This is a genomic window from Streptococcus downii (assembly GCF_004353325.1).
Taxonomy (GTDB): Bacteria; Bacillota; Bacilli; order Lactobacillales; family Streptococcaceae; genus Streptococcus; species Streptococcus downii.
Genome location: NZ_MZNX01000006.1, coordinates 164935 through 189187, shown reverse-complemented (window position 1 = coordinate 189187; position 24253 = coordinate 164935). Strand labels below are relative to the sequence as shown.

At 41.6% G+C, this 24253-nt stretch carries 20 protein-coding genes; 19 read left to right on the top strand and 1 reads right to left on the bottom strand.

Annotation, left to right across the window (positions count from 1 at the left end):
• Window positions 1-123: 123 nt before the first annotated feature.
• From ruvB to E2R31_RS02725, 3 genes are all read left to right on the top strand, one after another.
• Entirely contained in the window at window positions 124-1122 is a 999-nt protein-coding gene (gene ruvB, locus E2R31_RS02735) for a Holliday junction branch migration DNA helicase RuvB (RefSeq protein ID WP_084939994.1), read from the top strand.
• A complete protein-coding gene (locus E2R31_RS02730; protein WP_132972731.1) occupies window positions 1103-1675 on the top strand; it encodes a nucleotidyltransferase family protein in 573 nt (190 codons plus the stop codon). The genes ruvB and E2R31_RS02730 overlap by 20 nt, the downstream gene beginning before the upstream one ends.
• Window positions 1676-2008: 333 nt before the next feature.
• Window positions 2009-3013: a sugar transferase gene (locus tag E2R31_RS02725; protein WP_132972729.1), complete on the top strand. Its 1005-nt coding sequence runs from the start codon at window positions 2009-2011 to the stop codon at window positions 3011-3013.
• Between the two features lie 264 nt (window positions 3014-3277).
• Here E2R31_RS02725 and E2R31_RS02720 read toward each other — a convergent pair whose 3' ends face one another.
• Entirely contained in the window at window positions 3278-3691 is a 414-nt protein-coding gene (locus E2R31_RS02720; RefSeq protein WP_132972727.1) for an EamA family transporter, read from the bottom strand.
• 215 nt (window positions 3692-3906) lie between these two features.
• Between E2R31_RS02720 and glmS the strand changes: the two genes are divergently transcribed.
• The 16 genes from glmS (at window position 3907) to pepC (ending at window position 24143) form a co-directional block, all read left to right on the top strand.
• A complete protein-coding gene (glmS, locus tag E2R31_RS02715) occupies window positions 3907-5715 on the top strand; it encodes a glutamine--fructose-6-phosphate transaminase (isomerizing) (protein ID WP_132972725.1) in 1809 nt (602 codons plus the stop codon).
• Between the two features lie 100 nt (window positions 5716-5815).
• A complete protein-coding gene (locus E2R31_RS02710) occupies window positions 5816-6349 on the top strand; it encodes a hypothetical protein (RefSeq protein WP_132972723.1) in 534 nt (177 codons plus the stop codon).
• 129 nt (window positions 6350-6478) lie between these two features.
• Window positions 6479-7273, top strand: a complete 795-nt coding sequence (locus E2R31_RS02705; RefSeq protein WP_132972721.1) for a hypothetical protein — start codon at window positions 6479-6481, stop codon at window positions 7271-7273.
• Between the two features lie 171 nt (window positions 7274-7444).
• Window positions 7445-8065 carry a hypothetical protein gene (locus E2R31_RS02700; protein WP_132972719.1) on the top strand — a complete coding sequence of 207 codons (621 nt, stop codon included), beginning with the start codon at window positions 7445-7447 and terminating at the stop codon, window positions 8063-8065.
• A 5-nt stretch (window positions 8066-8070) separates the two neighbouring features.
• A complete protein-coding gene (locus E2R31_RS02695; protein ID WP_132972717.1) occupies window positions 8071-9210 on the top strand; it encodes a DGQHR domain-containing protein in 1140 nt (379 codons plus the stop codon).
• A 240-nt stretch (window positions 9211-9450) separates the two neighbouring features.
• The gene (locus tag E2R31_RS02690; RefSeq protein WP_132972715.1) at window positions 9451-10209 is read left to right on the top strand and encodes an isoprenyl transferase; all 759 of its coding nucleotides are present in this window, start codon (window positions 9451-9453) and stop codon (window positions 10207-10209) included.
• A gap of 8 nt (window positions 10210-10217) precedes the next feature.
• Window positions 10218-11021 (top strand): phosphatidate cytidylyltransferase, encoded by an 804-nt coding sequence (locus E2R31_RS02685; protein WP_000159119.1) that lies wholly within the window; start codon window positions 10218-10220, stop codon window positions 11019-11021.
• A gap of 15 nt (window positions 11022-11036) precedes the next feature.
• The gene (gene rseP / locus E2R31_RS02680) at window positions 11037-12293 is read left to right on the top strand and encodes an RIP metalloprotease RseP (protein WP_125425092.1); all 1257 of its coding nucleotides are present in this window, start codon (window positions 11037-11039) and stop codon (window positions 12291-12293) included.
• A 16-nt stretch (window positions 12294-12309) separates the two neighbouring features.
• The gene (locus E2R31_RS02675) at window positions 12310-14163 is read left to right on the top strand and encodes a proline--tRNA ligase (RefSeq protein WP_132972713.1); all 1854 of its coding nucleotides are present in this window, start codon (window positions 12310-12312) and stop codon (window positions 14161-14163) included.
• 107 nt (window positions 14164-14270) lie between these two features.
• A complete protein-coding gene (locus E2R31_RS02670; RefSeq protein WP_132972711.1) occupies window positions 14271-15650 on the top strand; it encodes a glycoside hydrolase family 1 protein in 1380 nt (459 codons plus the stop codon).
• 187 nt (window positions 15651-15837) lie between these two features.
• Entirely contained in the window at window positions 15838-20229 is a 4392-nt protein-coding gene (locus E2R31_RS02665) for a PolC-type DNA polymerase III (protein ID WP_132972709.1), read from the top strand.
• 23 nt (window positions 20230-20252) lie between these two features.
• Window positions 20253-20405 carry a hypothetical protein gene (locus E2R31_RS02660; RefSeq protein WP_000776618.1) on the top strand — a complete coding sequence of 51 codons (153 nt, stop codon included), beginning with the start codon at window positions 20253-20255 and terminating at the stop codon, window positions 20403-20405.
• A gap of 15 nt (window positions 20406-20420) precedes the next feature.
• On the top strand, window positions 20421-21662 hold the full coding sequence (locus tag E2R31_RS02655) for an aminopeptidase (protein ID WP_000243939.1): 1242 nt from the start codon (window positions 20421-20423) through the stop codon (window positions 21660-21662).
• A gap of 9 nt (window positions 21663-21671) precedes the next feature.
• The gene (locus E2R31_RS02650; protein WP_000580446.1) at window positions 21672-21902 is read left to right on the top strand and encodes a GlsB/YeaQ/YmgE family stress response membrane protein; all 231 of its coding nucleotides are present in this window, start codon (window positions 21672-21674) and stop codon (window positions 21900-21902) included.
• A gap of 72 nt (window positions 21903-21974) precedes the next feature.
• Window positions 21975-22697: a pseudouridine synthase gene (locus E2R31_RS02645; protein WP_001234911.1), complete on the top strand. Its 723-nt coding sequence runs from the start codon at window positions 21975-21977 to the stop codon at window positions 22695-22697.
• 111 nt (window positions 22698-22808) lie between these two features.
• Window positions 22809-24143 (top strand): aminopeptidase C, encoded by a 1335-nt coding sequence (gene pepC, locus E2R31_RS02635; RefSeq protein ID WP_000991653.1) that lies wholly within the window; start codon window positions 22809-22811, stop codon window positions 24141-24143.
• Window positions 24144-24253: the final 110 nt, after the last annotated feature.

Below are 24253 nucleotides of genomic sequence, written 5' to 3'. Positions count from 1 at the left end.
TCATTGAGTACCCTTTATTTAATGAAATCCTAAACTTTTCTTTTTCATAATAATCTCCCTAAAGAGGCCACCCAATCAGGTGGCTTTTTTGTTTGTAGCTTGGATTTTTGATATAATAGAACCATGAGTAGAATTTTAGATAATGAAATCATGGGGGATGAGGAGTTGGTAGAACGTACCCTCCGTCCTCAGTATTTACGTGAATATATTGGGCAGGACAAGGTCAAGGACCAGCTGCAAATCTTTATCGAAGCTGCTAAAATGCGGGATGAAGCGCTGGACCATGTGCTCTTATTTGGGCCTCCAGGTTTGGGGAAAACGACCATGGCCTTTGTCATTGCTAACGAATTAGGTGTCAATCTCAAGCAAACGTCTGGTCCTGTCATTGAAAAAGCGGGTGACTTGGTAGCGATTTTGAATGATTTGGAGCCTGGAGACGTCCTTTTTATTGATGAGATTCATCGCCTGCCCATGTCGGTGGAAGAAGTGCTTTATAGTGCTATGGAGGACTTTTACATCGACATCATGATTGGGGCTGGTGAGGGCAGTCGCAGTGTCCATTTGGATTTGCCACCATTCACCTTAATCGGCGCGACGACACGAGCAGGAATGCTTTCAAATCCTCTTCGTGCCCGTTTTGGAATTACTGGTCATATGGAATACTATGCCCACGCTGATTTGACGGAAATTGTTGAGCGGACAGCAGATATTTTTGAGATGGAAATCACTCATGAGGCAGCTTCAGAGTTGGCCTTACGTAGTCGAGGAACCCCTCGTATTGCCAATCGTCTCCTTAAGCGCGTGCGCGACTTTGCCCAGATTATGGGGAATGGGGTTATCGATGATGTGATTACCGATAAGGCATTAACCATGCTAGATGTTGACCATGAAGGCTTGGACTATGTGGATCAGAAAATCCTTCGTACCATGATTGAGATGTACGGAGGTGGTCCTGTCGGTTTAGGAACTCTTTCTGTTAATATTGCTGAGGAGCGTGAGACGGTTGAAGATATGTACGAACCTTACCTGATTCAGAAAGGTTTCATCATGCGAACTCGTTCTGGGCGGGTGGCGACTGCTAAGGCATATGAGCATTTAGGCTATGAATACAATGAAAAATGAACAAGAAATTCTAGATGCTTTCAGAGAAAACCCAGATTTGATGAAAATCTTAACCATCATCCGTAACCTTGGTCTGAAAGACTCTTGGTTAGTAGCAGGTTCCGTCAGAAATTTTATTTGGAATCTCTTGTCAGACAAATCCCCTTTTGATCATGAAACGGATGTGGATGTGATTTTCTTTGATCCAGAGGTTTCTTATGAGGAAACAGTATCCCTAGAGAGCAAGCTGAGAGAGGATTTCCCCCAGTATCAGTGGGAGTTGAAAAATCAAGTCTATATGCATCTGCACAGTCCCCACACAGCGCCTTACACGGGTTCTCGTGATGCTATGAGTAAGTATCCAGAACGATGTACAGCGGTAGGCCTACGCTTGAATGAAGATTCCACTTTAGAGCTCTTTGCCCCCTATGGTTTAGAGGATATTTTGAACTTTCAAGTTTCTCCAACTCCTCATTTCTTAGAAAATGAAGACCGGATAAAGCTCTATCAAGAACGCTTGTCCAAGAAAAATTGGCAAGAAAAATGGAAAGATCTCACTTTCTCGAATCTCTGAAAAGAAGTTAGTGACTTGATTACATAAGAATTCTATATGTGAGCTTGTAGTCATCACAAGATAAACAGAGAAATCTAAAGGTGCAAAAAATTATATAGTCAACAGGAACAACTCATTCAATCTATCATAGCTAACAAAGATACCGAATTTGTGAGATTGAGTGAGAAAAACATCTATTAAGGCTATCCTTATTGTTCTTGGAAGATAAGACTCCTGGAAAATTATCCCAAGTAACTAACTTGAGCTTGAAAATTGGGATATAAACGCTTTTGAAAAGTCGTAAATTATGATACAATGTTTAGAGAAATTACTGAGACGAGGATTTAGAAAATAATGAAAGTACATTTCACAAATTTATTTGGGCAAGCATCAACGAGTGTTGCCTTGATGGCGCAGAACAATGTCATGAAAATTGTTCGAGACTTTGGAGTTAACGAACTGGGGATATATTTTTATGATGCAAGCCATGAACCGTGGGAAGAACTGAACTCGCGGATGGATGGGATTGTCGCGGGGGTATCTTATGGAGATGTCGTTTTTTTCCAATCTCCTTCATGGAATAGTGTTGAATGGGACAATCACTTGGTAGAAAAGTTAAAGCTTTCTCATGTAAAAATGGTGATGTTTATCCATGATGTTCAGCCACTAATGTTTGAGAGCAATTATTATCTTATGAAGGCCCACATTGACATGTATAACAAGTGTGATGTGGTGGTAGTACCATCCGAACAAATGTATCAGAAACTCGTTTCGGAGGGATTAACCGTCAAGAACTACGTTGTTCAAAAACTCTGGGATCTTCCCCATGGTTTGGAACTCTATACTCCAAAATTTGAGAAAAAATTAATCTTCTCAGGAGACCCATCTCGTTTTCCACATATTGTTGACTGGAAACACAGTACCCCCCTTCATGTTTATGCTACGAGAACAGAGGGAGTAGATTATTCCAAAGTCCATCTTGAGGGGTGGCGAACTCAGCAGGAATTATTGTTGGAGTTGTCTAAAGGAGGAGGTTTTGGCCTAGTATGGGGAAATTCCGAAAATCCTACGGAAGAGCGTGACTACTATAAAGAAAATGTTTCTTATAAGTTGACAACTTATCTGGCTGCGGGTATTCCTGTGGTTGTGCCAGACTATCTTTCTAATGTCGACTATATCCGTGAGAAAGGTTTGGGCTTTGTCGTGTCCAGTTTGGAAGAAGCTAGCCGCGTGGTTCAGGAATGTACGGCAGAAGAGTATGATCAAATGGTTACAAGAGCAAAATATACAGCTTACTTAATTAAAAATGGTTATTTCACAAAGAAATTGTTTATTGATTCCATGATGCTCTTAGATTAGTCAAAAGTCGGTCATCGGTTTACCACATTCAGATTTAGAAAGGCAAAATTTCAAGTCGAAGTTAGCCATCTTAGATAATTAGTTTTTTATCAACTGTAATGGGTTGATGAAAAACCACATCTTGGAGGGAACCAATTTGGTTCTCTCCTTTTTGCTAGACGCTTGAAACTGATTCCCTGTACCTATAAATTTAGACGTAAGAAAATACCCCCAAAACTATCTAGCTTTTTTTGGGGGAAAAGTCATATATGGAGGGGGAGAGGATTACAAAATCATCACCAAGGTCCCAATCGTAATCAGTATACATCCAATGATTGTTTTAAACGTCAGGACATCCTGTAGAAAGAAAAAGGCTAAAACGAGTGTAATGACGAGACTAAACTTATCGACAGCAGATACCTCAGTCGCATTGCCCATCTGCAAGGCCTTGTAGTAGCAGAGCCAGGAGGCACCTGTTGCCAAACCAGACAGGATGAGAAAGAGCCAACTTTTTCTACTGATGTTGACAATCTCAGTCTGACTATTGGTCAGGAAAACCATGGCCCAAGCCATAAGGATGACGATGATCGTACGAATGGCTGTTGCTAGATTGGACGGAACTCCCTCAATCCCAATCTTGGCTAAAATAGAAGTTAAGGCTGCAAAGACAGCAGATAAAAGTGCGAAGAAAAACCACATGGTAACTACCTCCTTTCTCTATTATAAGTAATCGAATCCTACTTGTCAGTTCTCAAGTGAAATCTTGCTCTGATGGTATTTTAAAAAACTATACCAATTTTTATGCTTGACAAGTGAGAAAAACAAGTATATACTGTCTTTGTTGGTTCTATAAAAGGAAAATAAGACTATACCAATTTAAGGGGAAAGCACAGCTGGTCTGTGTCGTATATACTATGTGTGGAATTGTCGGTGTTGTTGGAAACACAAATGCAACTGATATTTTGATTCAAGGGCTTGAAAAGCTTGAATACCGTGGCTATGATTCTGCGGGAATTTTTGTCCTAGGTGATGCTGAAAATCATCTAGTCAAGGCTGTTGGTCGTATCGCAGAATTGTCTGCTAAAACTACCGGTGTTGAGGGAAAAACTGGTATCGGACATACGCGTTGGGCGACTCATGGTAAACCAACTGAGGACAATGCTCACCCACATCGCTCTGAGACTGGACGTTTTGTCTTGGTGCACAATGGGGTGATTGAAAACTACCTTGAAATCAAGGAAGAATACCTTGCAGGTCACCACTTCAAGGGGCAAACAGATACGGAAATCGCCGTTCACTTGATTGGGAAATTTGTTGAAGAAGATGGCTTGTCAGTTCTTGAAGCCTTCAAAAAAGCCCTTCACATCATCCGTGGTTCTTATGCCTTTGCCTTGATTGACTCTGAAAATCCAGATGTCATCTATGTCGCTAAGAACAAATCACCACTCTTGATTGGTCTTGGAGAAGGCTACAACATGGTCTGCTCAGATGCTATGGCTATGATTCGTGAGACCAACCAATACATGGAAATTCATGACCAAGAGTTGGTAATCGTCAAGGCTGATAGCGTCGAAGTTCAAGACTATGATGGTAACAGTCGTGAGCGTGCTAGCTATACTGCTGAGCTCGACTTGTCAGATATCGGTAAGGGGACTTATCCTTACTACATGCTCAAGGAAATTGATGAGCAACCAACGGTTATGCGTAAACTCATCCAAGCCTACACAGATGAGGCTGGTCAAGTTGTCGTGGATCCAGCTATCATCAAGGCTGTTCAAGACGCAGACCGAATCTACATCCTTGCAGCTGGAACATCTTACCATGCAGGCTTTGCTTCTAAGAAGATGCTGGAAGAATTGACGGATACACCAGTGGAACTTGGAATCTCATCTGAGTGGGGCTACGGTATGCCACTTCTCAGCAAGAAACCTCTCTTCATCTTCATCAGCCAGTCTGGTGAAACAGCGGATAGCCGTCAGGTTTTGGTCAAGGCCAATGAAATGGGGATTCCGAGTTTGACAGTCACCAACGTTCCAGGCTCAACCCTTTCACGTGAAGCCAACCATACCATGCTCCTTCATGCGGGTCCTGAAATCGCAGTGGCTTCAACTAAGGCTTATACAGCGCAAATTGCAGCCCTTGCCTTTCTTGCAAAAGCAGTCGGAGAAGCAAATGGCAATGCCAAAGCACAAGTCTTTGATCTGATTCGTGAGTTGTCTATCGTGGCTCAGTCTATCGAATCAACTCTTTCTGAGAAAGAAACCATTGATGCCAAGGTTCGTGAGCTTCTTGAAACAACTCGCAACGCCTTTTATATCGGACGTGGTCAAGACTACTACGTAGCTATGGAAGCGAGTCTTAAGCTTAAAGAGATTTCTTACATCCAGTGTGAAGGCTTTGCGGCAGGAGAACTCAAGCATGGAACCATTGCCTTGATCGAAGAAGGGACGCCAGTCTTGGCCCTCTTGTCAGATCCAGTCCTTGCCAACCATACTCGTGGAAATATCCAAGAGGTCGCAGCTCGTGGTGCCAAAGTCCTTACCATCGCAGAAGAAAATGTTGCTAAAGAGACAGATGATATCGTCCTTACGACCGTACACCCTTATCTCTCACCAATCTCAATGGTCGTACCAACGCAGTTGGTTGCTTACTTTGCAACCCTCCACCGTGGTCTTGATGTGGACAAACCGCGTAACCTTGCCAAGTCAGTAACAGTAGAATAAGCTAAAAAAGTCTAGTCTGCCTAGACTTTTTTGCTCTTCCTTGTTATACTTGAGATAGGAATCCTTCTATTCCGAAGGTAGTTTTTTATAAGGAGAAGAAATGAAGAGGAAAAAAAATATTATTCTCATGCTGATTGGTATCGTCTTATCAGGTTCTTTCTTAATCCGAACAGTTTTGATCCATCAGGCGAGACAAGCGAAAAAGCAAAATATGGAACGGATTGCTGCTGTGCAAGAGACGGTTCAGTCTCAAGATCAAAAGAAAGCTGAAGAGCAGAAAGAACAATTTAAAAAGGCGTTTGATGGTATGGATAAAACTTCCATTCTAATGAAAAACTATGATACCCACACACCGATTAATGGGGACTACAGTTTTGGTACAAAGGATGGCGTGCACTACCTAGTAGAATTAAAAACTGGTGAGAAAGTAGCTCTGGAAGGTGTGGACAAGGCCTTTCCATTGTCGATCAAAAACGAGGACGAAAATAGCAAGGAAATTGGACTGGTTGTCCGCAAAGATCAAGTTTGGTACATGATTGATACAAAAGGCGAGACGATTTACACTTTTGAACAAACAGAATTGACAGAAAACTCGAAGTTGACTTTGAAAGACAAGGAACTACAGGTAGAATAAACTAAAAAAGTCTAGTTGATCTAGAGCGTTTTTGTGTTGTTTAAGAAATTTAGACGTTGGTTTAAGATAACTACACATCTCAGATTTTTAAAAACAAGATTTAATTGTTGATAACTAGAAAGGAATATTATGTCTACAAAAAATAAATTTCAATACTGTATTTACGATCATGAGAGACTAGAACTTCATGAGCTACAAAAGGAATATCAAAATGATAAAGCTGGGACAAAACTTAAGTATGAAAACCAATTATTTTGTCCTGGTTATTACAAAGTGGATTTAGTGATAAACGAGAAAAAAGGGAAAATCTATTTATCGAGCCATCCTAAATCACCTCATGGTGACGGATGTGAATATGCTTTGGAATCTGCTTCGAAAATAGAACTGAAAGAATACTATGAGAAAATTGATGCAGACTTAGCTGAGCAACTCTTAAATCGTATTCTGGAAGAAAAGGCCACTAGAGTAATCCAACCAAGGAGCGTCAATTCTCTACAAAATAATAATGAGGTGCCTGATGTAAAATTTGTTTTAGAAAATAAAGTCGGTATCAGAAAATATTTACTTCGCAGGTCCCTCCTCCTAAGTGAATTAGAAGTATCTGCCCATCTAACTATATACTATGGAGAATGTAAGGTATTTATAGGTAAGACTGATAAAAAGTACTATTTACGAATGTTTCGAAACAATGATCATGCAAAGTATATCTGTAATTTAGTAATTCCTGAAAGAGTGTATAGATATTTGGAAGATGAATTAAGATTTATCCCACAATCAGAAGATTTAAGTTTTAAACATTCAAGAGCCAATGCAGTTCCTGTAAAATTAGCTTTTGTTTCTACCATGAAGAAAAAACAAGAATATTATAATGGATACTTGAATTTTTCAAAATTACTTAGAGTAAAAGGTATTAAAAAATATTAGGAAGTGGTATACATTTTTAAATAAATTTTGCTATTACTTACACCTTTTTTGTTCTATATGATATAATCAATAGTAGTTTAATTTGTATATATTGTTTATAGTGATATTTTGTAGGTATCTAAACTAATATAAGAAAATAATTGAAATTAATTTAATTAGATTGAGAATATAATGAAACGTTTTTTCCCTTGTCACTTTAAAGATATTTGTAAAAAAAATAACTATAACTGGAACAGTATCTTTATTAATCTTTTCTTCTCGTTTGTCTTGACTATTTTATTTGTAACATTACCATTGACTGAAAATGATTCTCTAGATCAATTTTGGGATAAATTTTATCAAAAGTTAGCAACAGGAGCTTTGTTATCTTCAATTATAAGTATTAATGGAATTTATATGATTACTTTATATTCTAGAATAAAAAGTAAGTATAATATTTCAGATTTTGCGGATAATACTTCTAAAGAGTTAAAAATCATGCTAATAATTGAACTAATTAAATACGAAGCAATTCCAACTTTATGTATTATACCTGCATCTGGATTACTATTTATTAGTCAAAATAATAAATTACATCCTCTAATGGTTATCCTTCAACTTCTTATATATGTCATTTCTCTTTTCTTTATCGGATATATAGAAAATTATTTTACCCCTGAAGATTTAGAGAGTGAACAACAATCTTATTTAAAGAAACAAGAAATAAATACTCAAGAAGTTGTGAGAAGTGTTTCAGATTCAGATAATGCAGAAATGATTAAAAAAGCACGTAAGAATAAATTGAAGGAATAGAAATAATGATCCATTTTAGAAATTTAATAACGGTTGAACAAGGCTCAAAGGATGAGTTTGACTTCTATATAACCTCAATAGACGCAAGTGATCTAATTGTCAATAGTAATGTGGAAAGATTGTCTGAGGGAAAAGGTGTTCAAAGATATTTAAATGAACAGAGAACACTTGATATAGCTAAATTTTGTCAACAAAATGATGCTATTTTCCCGACGCCTATAATAGTTTCATTAAATACAGACTTTGTGAATCAAGAAAATAAAAATGAGGGGAAGCTGTCTGTTTGGAGTGCATCAGAAGCTAAAAATAAATTAGATGGTGACTTAGTGCCATTCTCAATTATAGATGGGCAGCATAGATTAGCAGGGATAGAAAAATATTTTGAAACCAATAAAGAGAATCAAAAAAAATTTATGTTACCCCTTATTATATATAAAGATGCTAGTATTGAGTCTTCTGCCAAGATATTTGTGACCATTAATGCTAATCAACGTTCTGTTGATAGATCAACGATAAGTCAGCTTTTTGGAGTAATTTATAAGAACTCTAGCTTGTATACAGTTGAATCATTTGCATCTACAGTTGTCAACTCTTTAAACAGTAGTGATATTTCTCCATTTTACCACCGAATAAAAATGCTAGGAAGAAAAACTAATAAACATGAATTTATTTCTCAAGGAACTGTAGCGAAAAAAATTATAGATAGGATAAGTTCGAATATACAGGAAGATAATCTTAATATAGAAAAAGGACAAAAATTGACTGAAGGAGATTCAAGTAAAATTTTTCGAGAATATTTTAGAAAGAATACTCCAGAAAGTGTTACTGAGTTTATGATAAACTATTTTAGCGCTTTTGAAATAGCTTTTTCAAGCGTATGGGATAATGAGGATCTTTTAACAAAAAAAGCTGTTGGATTTAGCAGTTTAATGAACTTTTTCACTTCATTACATTTAAAATATAAATTTCAAAAATTTAATGAGGTGTTAAATTTCTTTGAAAAATATAGTAATGAAAAAATAGAGAATGAATTACAACAAATTTTTTCTAAAAATAGAGGATCAAGTGAAAGTGTCGCCAAGCAAATTTCAGATCATCTCAATAATATTTTTCAATTAAACGATGAGTTTGATATAAATTCTTAATAAGCTCAAAAAACTTAAGAAAAATTTAAGCTAGGAGGTGTATACTAAACTCATAAGTTAAGAAGAACTTAACTTAAACTCCTAAAACTTTTTCATAATAATCTCCCTATAAAATAAAGTCGCCCAATCAGGCGGCTTATTTTTTTGTTTGTCTACAAGCAAAGGAAGCAACTTAGCTATAGAAGAAAATAGGGAAATATGGTATAATGAAACGATAGATTTTTGAATAGGAATATGATCATGTTTGGATTTTTTAAGAAAGATAAAGCTGTAGAAGTTGAGGTTCCAACACAGGTTCCTGCTCACATTGGGATCATCATGGATGGGAATGGTCGCTGGGCTAAAAAACGGATGCAACCACGGGTTTTTGGTCATAAGGCGGGGATGGAAGCCCTCCAAAAAGTGACCAAGGCAGCTAACAAGATGGGAGTCAAGGTCATCACAGTCTATGCCTTTTCAACGGAAAATTGGACGCGTCCAGATCAAGAGGTCAAGTTTATCATGAACTTGCCAGTCGAGTTTTATGATAACTACGTTCCTGAATTGCACGCAAATAACGTTAAGATTCAGATGATTGGGGAGACAGACCGTCTGCCTAAGCCGACTTTTGAAGCTTTGAAAAAAGCAGAGGAGTTGACTAAGAACAATACGGGCTTGATTCTCAATTTTGCGCTTAACTATGGTGGTCGTGCTGAAATTACGCAGGCTCTTAAGGGCTTGGCTCAAGATGTTCTAGATGCTAAAATCAACCCTGGTGATATCACAGAAGATATTATTGGGGACTATCTTTTCACGCAACACCTGCCAAAGGATTTGCGAGATCCGGACTTGATTATTCGTACGAGTGGTGAGTTGCGTTTAAGTAATTTCTTGCCATGGCAAGCAGCCTATAGTGAGCTTTACTTTACGGATACCTTGTGGCCTGATTTTGATGAAGCAGCCTTGCAGGAAGCTATTGCTGCTTTTAACCATCGCAATCGCCGTTTTGGAGGAGTTTAGGAGAAGATATGACCAAGGATTTACAAAAGAGAACATTGTTTGCGGTATTGGCCCTGGCAATTTTCCTTCCAGTCTTGTTTGCGGGAGGGCTCTTGTTGCAGATAGGGATTGGCTTGTTAGCGATGCTAGGCGTCCATGAACTCTTGCACATGAAGGGGCTAAAGACTATGACCATTGAGGGTGCTTTGACTCTTTTTGCGACCTTCGCTCTCACAGTTCCTTTAGAAAATTACCTAACTTTTTTGCCTGTTGATGGGAATGTGGTTGCCTACAGTGTTTTGATTACCATAATGCTAGGGACGACCGTTTTCAGTAAGAACTATACGATTGAAGATGCCGCTTTCCCAATTGCTGTGAGCTTTTATGTTGGTTTTGGCTTCAATGCCTTACTAGATGCTCGGGTGGCAGGTTTTGACAAGGTACTTTTGGCCCTTTTTATCGTTTGGGCGACAGATAGCGCAGCCTACCTGACAGGGATGAATTTTGGTAAACATAAGTTGGCTCCGAGAGTTTCTCCTAATAAGAGTATTGAGGGATTTGTCGGGGGCATTCTAGGTGCGGTACTGATAACAGTGATTTTCATGTTAGTGGACAGCACAGTTGCTCTTCCTTATGGGATTTATAGAATGAGTCTCTTTGCTGCCTTCTTCAGTGTGGCCGGTCAGTTTGGTGACTTGATTGAAAGTGCCATGAAACGCCATTTCGGTGTCAAGGATTCTGGCAAATTTATCCCTGGACATGGCGGTGTGTTGGATCGCTTTGACAGCATGCTGATTGTGTTTCCAATGATGCACTTATTTGGCCTGTTTTAAAGAAAGGAATATTGAATGATTGGATTGCTAACCTTTATCCTCGTTTTTGGGATTATTGTGGTGGTGCATGAGTTTGGACATTTTTATTTTGCCAAGAAATCAGGCATTCTAGTTCGTGAATTTGCCATTGGTATGGGACCCAAGATTTTTGCTCATATCGGTAAGGATGGCACTGCTTATACCATTCGAATCCTTCCTCTAGGAGGCTATGTTCGTATGGCAGGCTGGGGTGATGATGCGACAGAAATCAAGACAGGAACTCCGGTCAGTTTGACACTTGCTGATGATGGTAAGGTCAAACGGATCAACCTCTCAGGAAAGAAACTGGATCAAACAGCTCTCCCTATGCAGGTAACCCAGTTTGACTTTGAAGACAAGCTCTTTATCAAGGGTTTGGTCTTGGAAGAAGAAAAGACCTTTGCTGTGGATCATGATGCAACAGTTGTTGAGGCAGATGGTACCGAAGTACGCATCGCTCCTTTGGATGTACAGTATCAAAATGCTTCTATCTGGGGCAAGCTCATCACCAACTTTGCAGGTCCCATGAATAACTTTATCTTAGGTGTTGTTGTTTTTTGGATCTTGATCTTTTTGCAGGGCGGTGTTAGAGATACTCAGACCAATCTCTTTCATGTCATGCCAGAGGGAGCTTTGGCTAAGGTGGGTGTGGCTGAAACCGCCCAAATTACCAAGGTCGGCTCACATGAGATTAAGAATTGGCAAGACTTGACCCAGGCTGTGGAAGCAGATACCAAGGACAAGACCGCCCCGACCTTGGATGTGACCATTTCTGAAAATGGTAGCGAAAAACAAGTTACTGTGACTCCAGAAGAGAATCAAGGACGTTACATTCTCGGGGTTCGACCGGGGGTCAAGTCAGACTTTCTATCCATGTTTGTTGGTGGATTTACGACAGCTGCTGATTCAGGGCTCCGTATCCTTTCGGCTCTGAAAAACTTGATTTTCCATCCAGATTTGAACAAACTCGGTGGTCCCGTTGCCATTTTTAAGGCAAGTAGTGATGCTGCTAAAAATGGAATTGAGAATGTCCTCTATTTCCTAGCTATGATTTCCATCAATATCGGAATTTTTAATTTGATTCCGATTCCGGCTTTGGATGGTGGAAAGATTGTGCTCAATATCCTAGAGGTTATCCGCCGGAAACCCCTTAAACAAGAAATTGAAACCTATGTCACCATGGCTGGTGTAGTTATCATGGTTGTCTTGATGCTAGCTGTGACCTGGAATGACATTATGCGACTCTTCTTTTAGATAATCGAGGAATATTATGAAACAAAGTAAAATGCTAATCCCAACGCTTCGCGAAATGCCAAGCGATGCTCAAGTTATCAGCCACGCCCTTATGTTGCGTGCTGGTTATGTCCGTCAAGTTTCTGCTGGTGTTTATTCTTACCTACCACTCGCTAACCGTGTGATTGAAAAGGCTAAGAACATCATGCGCCAAGAGTTTGATAAGATTGGTGCGGTAGAAATGCTAGCTCCGGCCCTTCTCAGTGCCGATCTTTGGCGTGAATCAGGTCGTTATGAAACCTATGGTGAAGACCTTTATAAATTGAAAAACCGTGAAAAATCGGACTTTATCCTAGGTCCGACACACGAAGAGACTTTTACAGCTATTGTTCGTGACTCTGTCAAGTCTTACAAGCAATTGCCACTCAACCTTTACCAAATCCAACCTAAATACCGTGATGAAAAACGCCCACGTAACGGCCTTCTCCGTACGCGTGAATTTATCATGAAAGACGGTTATAGTTTCCATGCTAATTACGATAGTTTGGATGTGACTTATGACGAGTACAAGGCGGCCTATGAACGTATTTTCACTCGTAGTGGTTTGGATTTCAAGGCCATCATCGGTGACGGTGGAGCCATGGGTGGTAAGGATAGCCAAGAATTTATGGCCATCACACCAGCCCGTACAGACCTCGATCGCTGGGTTGTCTTAGACAAGTCAGTTGCCTCATTTGATGAGATTCCTGCAGAAGTGCAAGAAGAAATCAAGGCAGAATTGCTCAAATGGATGGTTTCTGGTGAAGACACTATTGCCTACTCAAGTGAGTCTAGCTATGCAGCTAACTTAGAAATGGCAACAAACGAGTACAAACCAAGCAACCGTGTCGTTACTGAAGAAGAAGTAACTCGCGTGGAAACACCAGGTGTTAAATCCATTGACGAAGTCGCAGCCTTCCTAAATGTCCCAGAAGAACAAACAATCAAAACCCTCTTCTACATGGCAGATGGTGAGCTTGTTGCAGCCCTTCTAGTTGGAAATGACCAACTCAATGAAGTCAAGTTAAAGAACCACTTGGGTGCAGATTTCTTTGATGTTGCGAGCGAGGAAGAAGTAGCAAATGTTATCTCAGCTGGCTTTGGTTCGCTTGGCCCAGTTGGTTTGCCAGAAAATGTGAAAATCATTGCAGACCGTAAGGTGCAAGATGTTCGCAATGCTGTTGTAGGGGCTAACGAAGATGGCTACCACTTGACGGGTGTGAATCCAGGTCGTGACTTTACCGCAGAATATGTGGATATACGTGAAGTTCGTGAGGGTGAAATTTCACCAGACGGACAAGGTGTCCTTAACTTTGCGCGTGGTATTGAGATCGGTCATATTTTCAAACTTGGAACTCGTTACTCAGCAAGTATGGGCGCAGATGTTTTGGACGAGAATGGTCGTGCTGTGCCAGTCATCATGGGATGTTACGGTATCGGTGTTAGCCGTCTTCTATCAGCAGTTATGGAACAACACGCTCGCCTCTTTGTTAACAAAACGCCAAAAGGGGAATACCGTTACGCTTGGGGAATTAACTTCCCTAAAGAATTGGCGCCATTTGATGTGCACTTGATTACTGTCAATGTCAAAGACGAAGAAGCGCAAGCTTTGACAGAAAAACTTGAGTCTAGCTTGATGGAAGCTGGTTACGAAGTCTTGACAGATGACCGTAACGAACGTGTCGGAGTGAAGTTTAGCGATAGCGACTTGATTGGGTTGCCAATCCGTATCACTGTTGGGAAGAAAGTAGCTGACGGTATTGTAGAAGTTAAAATCAAAGCGACTGGTGACACCATCGAAGTTCACGCAGACAACTTGCTTGAAACGCTTGAAATCCTCAGCAAGAAATAAAAACTATAATCAGAAGAAAAACAAGGCAAAAATGTAACTAGTTTTTACCTTGTTTTTTCTATATAATGGAAGTGAATAAAGACATAATCAATTTAAGAGGTATAACAATGCTAAAATTTCCAAAGGATTTTGTTTGGGGTTCCTCCACTTCTGGACCACAGACAGAAGGACGAGTGCCAGGTGATGGCAAGGGAGATAATCTCTGGGATTATTGGTATCAGGTGGAACCCAATCGCTACTACAATGGGATTGGACCTGACAAAACATCGACTTTTTACGAGAACTGGGAGAAGGATATTGAGCTTTTGGTAGAGACTGGCCATACAGCCTTCCGAACTTCTATCCAGTGGTCTCGCGTTTTCCCACAAGGCCGTGGAGAAGTCAATCCTCAAGGGGTGACTTTCTACCGTCAGGTATTTGAAGCCATCAAGTCTAAGGGAATCCGTCTTCTAGTCAATCTCTACCACTTTGACCTCCCTTTTGCCCTTCAAGCAGATGGGGATGGTTGGGAAAATAAGGCGACTGTCTCAGCCTATGAAGACTATGCTCGTTTTTGTTTTGAGACTTACGGTGACTTGGTGGACCAATGGATTACCTTTAACGAGCCCATCGTCCCTGTAGAGTTTGGCTATTTTTACGATGCCCACTATCCTCACAAGGTGGATGCCAAAGCAGCGGTTAAGGTTGCCTATCACACACAACTGGCTAGTAGTCTTGCGGTTAAGGCTTGTCATGAGATTCTGCCAGATTCTAAGATTGGGATTGTCCTTAACTTGACACCAGCCTATCCACGTAGCCAGCATCCTGCGGATGTCAAGGCCGCTCGCATTGCCGACCTCTTTCAAGCTCAATCTTTTCTAGACCCATCTGTTTTGGGAGCTTATCCAGAAGAGTTAGTAGAGATTTTAGCAGACTATGACTTGTTACCAGAGTACACTGTTGAAGAGTTAGAACTCATTCGCGAGAATACAGTTGATTTCCTTGGAGTTAACTACTATCAACCTCTGCGTGTTATGGCCCCACGTTTTGCTAAACATCCTGATAGCCCGCTCTTGCCTGAACATTTCTACGAACCTTACGTCATGCCAGGCCGTAAAATCAATCCCCATCGTGGTTGGGAAATCTACGAGCAAGGGATTTATGATATTGCCCAAAATATCAAAGAAAATTATGGTAATATCGAGTGGATGTTGACTGAAAACGGAATGGGCGTTGAAGGTGAAGATAAATTCCGTGAGAATGGCATGATTCAAGACGACTATCGTATTGACTTTGTCAAAGGGCATTTGCGTGAACTCCATCGTGCCATCGAAGATGGTGCTAACTGTAAAGGTTACTTAATCTGGACCTTTATTGACTGCTGGTCATGGCTCAACAGCTATAAAAACCGCTATGGTCTGGTTGAACTTGACTTGGAAACGCAGGAACGACGTCTGAAGAAATCAGGCCACTGGTTCAAAGAACTCAGCGACAATAATGGATTTTAAGAATAAAAAGAGTGAGGTGCCAAGTGAGATGTCATCTCACTTTTTAATATGTGACTACGGATCAGTATAGTTTTATCTACTACAAGTATGATGAAACCTTTCCATCTAAATCGCAAGGAAAATGGTACTAGCTATATATTTTCTTTAATTATGGTAAAATAGTAAGAGAATAATGTGAGGAAAATGAATGTCAAGTAAGTTTGAAATTTTAATGAATCAACTAGGAATCTCTGATCAACTGAAACAGGATCCTGCTCTCGTTGATGCAAGCATTGAGCGTGTCGTGGTTCATAAAATTAGTAAGGTATGGGAATTTCATTTTGTATTTTCTAAAATTTTACCGATCGAAATTTTTCTAGAGTTAAAGAAGGGGTTGAGTGAGGAATTTTCTAAGACAGGCAATCAAGCTGTTTTTGAAATCAAGGCTCTTTCCCAAGAATTTTCTAATGAACTCTTGCAGGCCTACTATAAGGAGGCTTTTTCTGAAGGTCCATGTGCAAGCCAAGGGTTTAAATCTCTTTACCAGAACCTGCAAGTTCGTGCGGAGGGTAATCAACTCTTTATTGAAGGTTCTGAGGCGATTGATAAGGAACACTTTAAGAAAAATCATCTTCCTAATCTAGCAAAGCAACTTGAGAAATTTGGTTTCCCTGTTTTTGTTTGCCAGATAGAAAAGAATGATGCCCTTACACAAGAGCAGGAGGAAGCCTTCCATACGGAGAATGAGCAGATCGTTCAAGCTGCCAATGAAGAGGCTTTGCGTGCTATGGAACAACTAGAACAAATGGCTCCTCCTCCAGTAGAAGAGAAACCGACCTTTGATTTTCAGGCTAAAAAAGCTGCGGCTAAACCAAAACTAGATAAGGCAGAAGTTACCCAGATGATCGACGTGACAACTGAGGAAAATCGTCTAGTCTTTGAAGGGGTTGTTTTTGATGTGGAGCATAAAGTGACCAGAACTGGTCGCGTTTTGATCAACTTTAAAATGACAGATTACACTTCAAGTTTTTCAATGCAAAAATGGGTTAAGAATGAAGAAGAGGCTCAGAAGTTTGACATCATTAAGAAGAATTCTTGGCTTCGAGTTCGTGGGAATGTGGAGATGAATAACTTCACACGTGATTTGACCATGAACGTCCAGGATGTGCAGGAAGTGGTTCACTATGAGCGGAAGGATTTGATGCCAGAAGGTGAGCGTCGGGTTGAGTTTCATGCTCATACAAATATGTCGACCATGGATGCTTTACCAGAGGTTGAAGAAATCGTTGCGATAGCTGCTAAGTGGGGACACAAGGCGGTTGCCATCACGGACCATGGGAATGTCCAGTCCTTCCCACATGGCTACAAGGCAGCTAAGAAAGCTGGAATTCAGCTGATCTATGGAATGGAAGCCAATATCGTGGAGGACCGTGTCCCTATCGTTTACAACGAAGTGGAGATGGGCTTGTCAGAAGCGACCTATGTGGTCTTTGACGTGGAAACGACGGGACTTTCAGCTATCTATAATGATTTGATTCAGGTTGCGGCCTCTAAGATGTACAAGGGGAATGTTATTGCCGAATTTGATGAATTTATCAATCCCGGGCATCCATTATCAGCCTTTACTACTGAGTTGACAGGAATTACAGATGATCATGTCAAAAATGCTAAACCACTGGAACAAGTTTTGCAAGAATTCCAAGAATTTTGCAAGGATACAGTCTTAGTTGCTCACAATGCTACCTTTGACGTTGGCTTTATGAATGCCAACTATGAGCGCCATGGTCTGCCTAAAATTAACCAGCCAGTTATCGATACGCTGGAGTTTGCTAGAAATCTCTATCCTGAGTATAAACGTCATGGTTTGGGACCTTTGACCAAGCGTTTTGGTGTGGCACTTGAACACCACCACATGGCCAACTACGATGCGGAAGCTACTGGTCGTCTGCTCTTCATCTTTATCAAAGAGGTAGCAGACAAACATGGTGTGACTGATTTAGCTAGACTCAACATTGATTTGATTAGTCCAGACTCTTATAAAAAAGCTCGGATCAAGCATGCGACTATCTATGTCAAGAATCAAGTTGGTTTAAAAAATATTTTTAAGCTGGTTTCTTTGTCCAATACCAAGTACTTTGAAGGGGTGCCACGGATTCCGAGAACGGTTCTAGATGCCCATCGGGAGGGCTTGATTTTGGGGTCGGCTTGCTCGGAAGGCGAAGTTTTTGACGCAGTTGTTTCCCAAGGTGTGGATGCGGCGGTTGAGGTGGCCAAGTATTATGACTTTATCGAGGTCATGCCACCGGCTATCTATGCTCCCTTGATTGCTAAAGAGCAGGTCAAGGATATGGAGGAACTCCAGACTATTATCAAGAGTTTGATAGAGGTCGGGGATCGTCTTGGGAAGCCTGTTCTGGCTACGGGAAATGTTCACTATATTGAACCGGAAGAAGAGATTTACCGTGAAATTATCGTCCGTAGTTTGGGACAGGGGGCTATGATTAACCGAACTATTGGTCACGGTGAACATGCCCAACCAGCACCTCTTCCCAAGGCTCATTTTCGAACAACTAATGAGATGTTGGATGAATTTGCTTTCTTGGGAGAAGAATTGGCCCGTAAACTGGTTATTGAAAACACCAATGCCTTGGCAGAAATATTTGAGTCTGTTGAGGTTGTTAAGGGTGACTTGTACACTCCTTTCATCGATAAGGCTGAAGAAACGGTTGCTGAGCTGACCTATAAGAAAGCTTTTGAGATTTATGGAAATCCGCTGCCAGATATCGTTGATTTGCGAATTGAAAAGGAACTAACTTCCATTCTGGGGAATGGATTTGCCGTGATTTACCTGGCATCGCAGATGCTGGTACAACGTTCCAATGAACGGGGCTACTTGGTGGGTTCTCGTGGATCTGTCGGATCTAGTTTCGTTGCGACCATGATTGGGATTACAGAGGTTAATCCTCTCTCTCCTCACTATGTCTGTGGTCAGTGTCAGTATAGCGAATTTATCACCGATGGTTCTTATGGTTCAGGATTTGATATGCCCAATAAGGACTGTCCAAACTGTGGCCATAAACTCAGCAAAAATGGACAGGATATTCCTTTCGAGACCTTCCTTGGTTTTGATGGAGATAAGGTTCCCGATATTGACTTGAACTTCTCGGGAGAAGACCAGCCTAGCGCCCACTTGGATGTGCGTGATATCTTTGGTGAGGAATATGCCTTCCGTGCAGGAACGGTTGGTACGGTGGCTGCCAAGACTGCCTATGGATTTGTAAAGGGCTACGAGAGAGACTATGGCAAGTTTTATCGTGATGCAGAGGTGGAACGCCTTGCTCAAGGTGCAGCTGGTGTCAAGCGCACAACGGGACAACACCCGGGGGGAATTGTTGTTATTCCTAATTACATGGATGTTTACGACTTTACGCCTGTTCAGTATCCAGCAGATGACGTGACGGCTGAATGGCAGACGACTCACTTTAACTTCCACGATATCGATGAGAACGTCCTCAAACTCGATGTGCTGGGACATGATGATCCGACCATGATTCGGAAACTTCAGGACTTGTCTGGTATTGACCCTAATGAAATCCCTATGGATGATGAAGGTGTGATGGCCCTCTTTTCTGGAACGGAAGTTTTAGGTGTGACACCTGAGCAAATCGGTACGCCGACGGGCATGTTGGGGATTCCAGAATTTGGAACCAACTTTGTACGTGGGATGGTAGACGAAACGCATCCGACGACCTTTGCGGAATTGCTTCAGTTGTCTGGTCTGTCCCACGGTACCGATGTGTGGTTGGGAAATGCCCAGGATTTGATCAAGCAAGGGATTGCGGACCTATCAACCGTTATCGGTTGTCGGGACGACATAATGGTTTACCTCATGCATGCGGGTCTCGAGCCTAAGATGGCCTTTACCATCATGGAACGGGTACGTAAGGGCTTGTGGTTGAAGATTTCTGAAGAGGAGAGAAATGGTTATATCGAAGCTATGAAGGCCAATAAGGTGCCAGAGTGGTATATCGAATCCTGTGGAAAAATCAAGTATATGTTCCCTAAAGCCCATGCGGCAGCCTACGTTATGATGGCCTTGCGTGTGGCCTACTTCAAGGTTCATCACCCGATTTATTACTACTGTGCTTACTTCTCTATCCGCGCCAAGGCCTTTGATATCAAGACCATGGGAGCGGGCTTGGATGCCATCAAGCGCAGAATGGAAGAAATCGCTGAAAAACGGAAGAACAATGAAGCCTCTAATGTGGAGATTGACCTCTATACAACTCTTGAGATTGTCAATGAAATGTGGGAACGTGGTTTCAAGTTTGGCAAACTTGATCTCTATCGTAGTCAGGCGACAGAGTTCCTCATTGATGGGGATACCCTCATCCCACCATTTGTAGCAATGGATGGTCTGGGAGAGAACGTTGCTAAGCAGTTGGTGCGTGCGCGTGAAGAGGGTGAGTTCCTCTCTAAGACAGAACTACGCAAGCGCGGTGGACTCTCATCAACCTTGGTTGAAAAGATGGATGAAATGGGGATTCTCGGCAATATGCCAGAGGATAATCAGTTGAGTTTGTTTGATGAGTTGTTTTAAGAATTAGAACGGAGAACATCTTTATGAAACTTAGAATCTTTGCAGAAGATAAACCAGCTGAAAAGGTTTTTGATTATCAGCTAGAGCTTGCAGATGAAACAATTATTCTATCGACAGCACTCTTGTCTGGTGCCATTGCTTTAGCAGGATTGTTTACTGCTTTGAAAGAAGAATAGAAAAGGAAGAATAAAATGGTTTTACCAAATTTTAAAGAAAATCTAGAAAAATATGCGAAATTATTGGTTGCGAATGGAATCAACGTGCAACCTGGTCACACCTTGGCTCTTTCTATCGATGTGGAGCAACGTGAGTTGGCGCATTTGATCGTGAAAGAAGCCTATGCCTTGGGTGCGCATGAGGTCATCGTTCAGTGGACAGATGATGTGATCAACCGTGAGAAATTCCTCCACGCGCCGATGGAGCGTTTGGACAATGTGCCAGAATACAAGATTGCTGAGATGAACTATCTCTTGGAAAACAAGGCTAGCCGTCTCGGTGTCCGTTCATCTGATCCAGGTGCCTTGAACGGAGTGGATGCGGACAAGCTTTCAGCTTCTGCAAAAGCGATGGGACTCGCTATGAAGCCGATGCGCATCGCAACTCAATCCAACAAGGTTAGCTGGACTGTAGCAGCTGCAGCAGGGCTTGAGTGGGCTAAGAAGGTCTTTCCAAATGCTGCGAGCGATGAAGAAGCAGTCGATCTCCTTTGGGACCAAATCTTCAAAACTTGTCGTGTCTATGAAGAAGATCCAGTTAAGGCTTGGGAAGAACATGCAGCCATTCTTAAGAGTAAGGCGGAAATGCTTAATAAAGAACAATTTTCAGCCCTTCACTACACAGCGCCAGGGACAGATTTGACACTTGGCTTGCCTAAGAATCACGTTTGGGAATCAGCTGGCGCTATCAATGCACAGGGAGAAGGATTCTTGCCAAATATGCCGACAGAAGAAGTCTTTACGGCTCCTGACTTCCGTCGTGCAGATGGCTATGTAACCTCTACAAAACCACTTAGCTACAATGGCAATATCATCGAAGGTATTAAGGTGACCTTTAAGGATGGACAAATCGTTGACATTACTGCTGAAAAGGGTGATCAGGTCATGAAAGACCTTGTCTTTGAAAATGCTGGTGCGCGTGCCTTGGGTGAATGTGCCTTGGTACCAGATCCAAGTCCAATTTCACAGTCAGGCATTACCTTCTTCAACACCCTTTTTGATGAAAATGCTTCAAATCACTTGGCTATCGGTGCTGCCTATGCGACCAGCGTTGTTGGTGGAGCAGAGATGAGCGAAGAAGAACTTGAAGCTGCAGGCCTGAACCGTTCAGATGTTCATGTGGACTTTATGATTGGTTCGAATCAAATGGATATTGACGGTATCCGTGAGGATGGAACGCGCGTACCTCTCTTCCGTAATGGAGACTGGGCAAATTAAGGAGAAGCTATGATTGGAAGTATGTTTGTTGGTCTCCTAGTGGGACTCTTGGCAGGTGCTTTGACCAATCGGGGAGAGAGCATGGGATGCTTTGGAAAAATGTTTCTCGGCTGGATTGGAGCCTTTCTGGGCCACCTGCTCTTTGGGACTTGGGGACCAATTCTAGCGGGAACAGCTGTTATTCCTGCTATTTTAGGAGCTATGCTTGTCTTAGCTATTTTCTGGAGACGAGGAAGTTAAGTTCCTAAATCTGAAAAGAAAAGGAGGTTGGTCATTGAACCAGCCTCCTTTTGAGTATGATATAATAGTTCTATGAGATTAGATAAATTTTTAGTTGCCTGTGCTGTGGGGAGTCGGACAGAAGTCAAAAACTTGCTCAAGGCTGGGCGCGTGACAGTAAATGGTAAAAAAGAAAAGTCAGCTAAATTGCAGATTAATGAAGAAAGAGATGAGATTCGCTTTGATGGCCAAGTGCTGGAGTATGAGGAGTTTGTCTACTACATGATGAACAAGCCCCAAGGAGTTATTTCAGCGACTGAAGATTCCAAGCATAGAACGGTTCTAGACTTGTTGGATGATGTGGCTCGAAGTAAGGAAGTTTTCCCAGTAGGGCGCTTGGATATTGATACGCATGGTCTCCTACTTTTGACCAATGACGGCCAGTTGGCTCATGCTTTGCTTTCACCAAAACGTCATGTGGATAAGACCTATCTGGCGCAAGTCGAGGGCATCATGACCCAAGAAGATGTGGAGACATTTGCTGAGGGCATTCCTCTCAAGGACTTTACCTGCCAGCCAGCTAGACTGGAGCTTGTATCGGTAGATCCAGAAAAAAATCAAAGTTTGGTTCGGGTGACCATTGCCGAAGGAAAATTTCACCAAGTTAAACGCATGGTAGCCTACTGTGGTAAGGAAGTGGTAGACCTGCAACGTTTGACTATGGGAGCACTGATTTTAGACGAGAAGCTGAAACGGGGTGAATGGCGTCGCCTGACCAAGGAGGAGTTAGAGGAGCTTCTTGCTAGTATTGATTAAGTCAATGTATTTTAGTAAAAAGGTAGGGAGAATGTCCCTTCCTTTTTCGTTTTTCAGTTGCTTCCTTTGTGAAAAGAGTTATAATAGACAGTAGAATAAAAGGAGGAATCTATGAACGCGATTCAAGAATCATTTACAGATAAATTATTTGCCAACTATGAAGCAAATGTCAAATACCAAGCGATCGAAAATGCTGCCAGCCACAACGGAATTTTTGCAGCCCTAGAACGTCGTCAAAGCCATGTAGACAATACACCTGTTTTCTCATTGGATTTGACCAAGGACAAGGTTACTAACCAGAAGGCCTCTGGTCGTTGCTGGATGTTTGCAGCTCTCAACACCTTCCGCCACAAACTCATCTCTCAATACAAATTGGAAAACTTTGAATTGTCACAAGCCCACACTTTCTTCTGGGACAAGTATGAGAAATCAAACTGGTTCTTGGAGCAAGTGATTGCGACTGCAGACCAAGACTTGACGAGCCGCAAGGTTAGCTTCCTACTCCAAACCCCTCAACAAGATGGAGGTCAATGGGATATGGTCGTTGCCCTCTTTGAAAAATACGGTGTCGTTCCTAAGTCTGTTTATCCTGAGTCTGTTTCATCTAGCAGCAGCCGTGAGCTCAATGCCATCCTCAATAAATTGCTCCGTCAAGATGCCCAAATCTTGCGTGACTTGCTCGCTTCTGGTGCAGACCAAGTGACTGTTCAAGCTAAGAAAGAAGACCTCTTACAAGAAATCTTTAACTTCCTTGCTATGTCACTAGGACTTCCACCACGTCAATTTGACTTTGCTTATCGCGATAAGGATGACAACTACCAAAGCGAAAAAGGAATCACACCACAGGAATTTTACAAGAAATATGTCAATCTTCCTCTAGAAGACTACGTTTCTGTTATCAATGCTCCAACTGCTGACAAGCCTTACGGCAAATCTTACACAGTTGAGATGTTAGGAAATGTGGTTGGTAGCCGTGCAGTTCGCTATATCAACGTTCCAATGGAGCGCTTGAAAGAATTGGCGATTGCCCAAATGCAAACAGGTGAGACTGTTTGGTTTGGTTCAGATGTCGGCCAGCTCAGCAACCGCAAAGCAGGAATTCTTGCGACAGATGTTTATGACTTTGAATCAAGCATGGATATTCAACTCACTCAAGACAAAGCTGGACGTTTGGACTACAGCGAAAGCTTGATGACCCACGCCATGGTCTTGACAGGTGTTGATTTGGATGAAAATGGCAAGTCAACTAAGTGGAAGGTTGAAAACTCATGGGGAGATAAGGTCGGCGCAGATGGTTACTTTGTTGCCTCAGACGCTTGGATGGATGAATACACTTACCAAATCGTTGTCCGTAAGGAATTGCTGACAGCAGAAGAACAAGCTGCTTATGAAGCGGAACCAATCGTACTTGCACCATGGGATCCAATGGGTGCCTTGGCAGAATAAAGTCTAAAGAAAAGAGGTTAGGGAAATCCTAGCTTCTTTTTAAGTTCTTATCGAAGTGGCGATAGATGATGCTTGCCAAGGGAGTTCTTCTTATTTTGAGTCTTTAAGTG